The organism is Methanobrevibacter filiformis (assembly GCF_001639265.1).
Classification (GTDB): Archaea; Methanobacteriota; Methanobacteria; order Methanobacteriales; family Methanobacteriaceae; genus Methanacia; species Methanacia filiformis.
On record NZ_LWMT01000090.1, the window covers coordinates 1 to 3,730 of the forward strand.

At 25.0% G+C, this 3,730-nt stretch carries 1 protein-coding gene and 1 pseudogene; one reads left to right on the forward strand and one right to left on the reverse strand.

From position 1 onward, the window contains the following. The first annotated feature begins 331 nt into the window (after positions 1 to 331). On the forward strand, positions 332 to 2,083 hold the full coding sequence (locus MBFIL_RS03165; protein ID WP_066971428.1) for a transglutaminase domain-containing protein: 1,752 nt from the start codon (positions 332 to 334) through the stop codon (positions 2,081 to 2,083). Between the two features lie 39 nt (positions 2,084 to 2,122). Here the strand turns inward: MBFIL_RS03165 and MBFIL_RS11170 are convergent. After that, positions 2,123 to 2,904 (reverse strand): annotated as a pseudogene (locus MBFIL_RS11170) (DUF2193 family protein); the annotation flags it as partial. Positions 2,905 to 3,730: the final 826 nt, after the last annotated feature.

A 3,730-nucleotide genomic window follows, 5' to 3' on the forward strand; every position in this document is an offset into this window, starting at 1 on the left:
ATTTTAAACATTTATTTTTTATAAAAAATATGTATTAATGACTTACAAATATTTTAATTTATTTTAATTAGATATCTATTTTTACAAAAAATAATCGTTGCACAGCCTATGAGTTATACACTTTATTTTTCTTTTAAGTTGTTTTACTCTATTTGTTTTTATTTTTGTAATATTTTCATGTTTTTTGTTTTTATTTGTGATATTTATCATTAACTATATAAACTATTAAATTAAAATATATATATAATTTAATAAATATATTTTTGTAAATTAATAGTTATTATGTGTAATTTTTATATTGAATGTTAGTTTTGGGAGGTAAAACATTTTGATGGAAATTAATTTTTTGAAATCAAAAGTAGTTGTTTTATGTACTATTTTTGTTTTTTTCGTTGCTATTAGTGGAATTCATGGAGCTAATCTTGATAATGGAATTATGGATTCAAACAATAATTATAATTCTTTTATTAATGATAATCAAAGTATATCTAATCAAAGTAACAAAATATCTGATCTAAAAAAGATATCTACTCCTAGCTCAAATAATGGCAGTAATAAGGTTAGCAATAAAGATAGTAGTAAAAATACTAATAAAAAGCATATTAACCTTGCTGCAGCAGGTGAAAATAAATTAACTACTTTATCTCAAAGTTCTATTTTATCTGCAGGAGTTAAAGTTAAGGATTATATTCGATCTAAAAAGAAATTGCCAGATTATATAACAATTTCTTCTCAGAATTTTTCAATGACGGAATATATGTATATGTTGTCTAAAACAGTTTATTATAAATATTCTAATAACAAAAATAATGTTGCAATTAAATATAACATTAAAAATCCTTCAAAACCAGCTGGATCTGATATTAACAAAGAATTTTCTAAATCTACTTACATTTCACTATCTAAAAAAATAATTAAATATATTGATACTAATAATAAAGCTCCAAATTATGTTACTAGTGGTAACTCAAAGTTTCAATATCAGAGTTTAATTTATTTTTTTAGTGAGATATTAGGATATGTAAAGGTTAAGGGTGAGTTACCTAGGTCTGTTGCAGTTGCTATTAAAAGTTCTAATGGTATAAACAAGTACTTACCTAAATTCGATACAGGTTCTAAACTGGCTACAAGTACTAGTACAAAAACATCAAAAGCCAAAACCATTACATTAAAATTAAGCTCAATATTAGATGGATCTAAACGAGTTAAAGATTATGTTGAATCTTATGGTAAATTACCTAATTATGTTTCAGTATCTGGAAAGAATTATAATATGGCAAATTTTTTGTACTTAATGTCTAATGCTATAATTAATACTAAAAATAAGAAAACTACTAATATTCAAGTAATTTCTGTTAAGATGCCTTCTAAAGATTCAGGGTCTATTAAAAATGGAAAAATATCTAAAAACACTTATATTACTTTAGCTAATAATGCAATAAAATATATTTCTTCCAAAAAACAAGCTCCAAACAATCTTAAAACTAATATAGGTAGTCTTAAGTTTAGCTTGACTGTTTATACATTCTCAAAGATATTAAGTCATGTTAAATCTAAAAAAGTTCTTCCATCATCAATTTCTGTTAAAAATACTTCGATAAAGGAACTTACAATCGAAATTAATATGGGTAGTGGTAATTATCTAAAATCTACTAAAAATGCTCAAGCAATGGATGTAACAATTAAAGATCTATCAAATTCAATTACAAAAAACTCAAAAAATGACCAACAAAAAGCAAATGCTATCTTTGAATGGGTAAAGTATAACATTGATTATAGTTTTTATTATAATACTCGATATGGTGCAGTAAATACATTAAAGAACAAGATAGGGAATTGTGTAGATACAACTCATTTACTTATAGCATTGTCACGTGCAAGTGGATTAGGGGCACGTTATGTTCATGGGTATTGTGAATTCTCAAGTGGAACTACCTATGGGCATGTATGGGCTCAAATTTGGATTGATAATAAATGGGTCACTGCTGATGCAATAAGCTTAAGGAATAATCTTGGAACCATAAACAATTGGGATACTTCTTCATATACATTAAAGGGAATTTACACTGAATTGCCATTTTAATTAAAATCATGATTTAGATAATAAAATTTAGTAATTATTCCCATTAATCATGTCATCTTTACACATGTTATAAGTTGATTGTGATATATGGTGAGATATATCCCCTACACAGTATGTTGGTACTGTAACAATATTCTCCTATTGTACACTATCATCAACTGCATTTATAATAGTTTCTCTCATTTTTTCTTTGTAAGTTTCCATGTATTTTTTAACATCAAAAGATGCATGGTCTGTATTTGCCACAAGCTCAGCTCGTGCATCGATAGGACTTGTATAAATTTTTTGCAATAGAGCTAGTTCTGCTTTAACCGCTCCTGCAACAGTTGTACCACTTTCAAGTTCATTAGAAAATACTTCTCCTAGTCCATAAGATGTATTCATACTCTAAGATTTAGCTGAAAGAATAGCTTTTTGTGGATTTATGGAATATCTGTTTTAATTAATACTTGGTTTACTATATTACTAGTACTTTTGGGAATAAGTGCAAATTCAACAACACAAGTTGGCCTGTAAAATCCTCCATATCTCCTAATTACTTCTTTTCCAATTAAATTTTCAGATTTAGCTATTGAATCAAGAAATGTATTTAAGCTATTTTTAAAATCCCTATCTTCTTCATATAAAATTTCTAAAATAGCTGGGCTCTGATAATGTTCAACAAAAGGATCATCTTCAGGTCTAACAGTATCAGTTAAACGTGAAAGCGTGTTAAAATGAGTATTTACAGAATTAACATGTAAATTAATTACAGATTGCGCCTGTTTACCAATAGCTGTCATCTCATTTGCAACATCAACATAATCTTTTGTATATTTAATAGATAATTATAAATATTAGTTCAACCAAATACAATTGGAGTTTCCTATATATCCCAATCACAAAAACATCATATCAATCAGAACATTTTGTGTAATTGCCTTTAAATTAGTTAAAGTATAAACAATTTAGAAAAAATCACAAAAGCCCTTGACATAATAAAGAAGAGGATATATTATAAAATAACACTTTTGAAGGAAGATAAAAATGATTAATGAAAATTTATTTAATTATTGGAGAAGAAAATGAATTTTGAGAAATATTTTAAAGTAAATATTGTTTTACCACTTTTTTTTGGATTATTATCAGGACTAATATTTTTATTTTATCCACATATTGATAATACTCCTATTTTAAGTTTATATATGCTATTTTCATCTGTAGTGTTATTATATTTGGCTATACATAATATAAATATTATAAATAATAACATAAAACCAATCATAATATTACCATTATTGTTTGGTGGGATAATAATTTATAGCAATTTAAAGTATTTTTTTGAAGGTGTTTTTATTGAAGCACCTGGATTAATATTGTTTGGAATTATAATAAGCATTGTATTGCTTCTAATTGGTTCAGTTAATTTAATAAATATCCTAAAAAAGCCTAAAAAAGAATATTTTTAAAGGAACATGAAATATAGTAAGAATAAAATAAAAATATTATATATATGAGGATTCGCATTTAATGTTTCTTTATTTGTTCTATTTTATTGATTTTTTCTTTATTTTTTGTGTTTTTATGTGAGTTTTTTTTAATATTTTGTTGGTTTTGTTGAATTGTTTTTAGTTGTTCTTATTGTTTTTGGTTTGTTTAATTTTATGT

Coding starts and splice junctions, on each gene's coding strand:
- MBFIL_RS03165 (WP_066971428.1), top strand. CDS start 332: ATGGAAATTAATTTTTTGAAATCAAAAGTAGTTGTTTTATGTACTATT.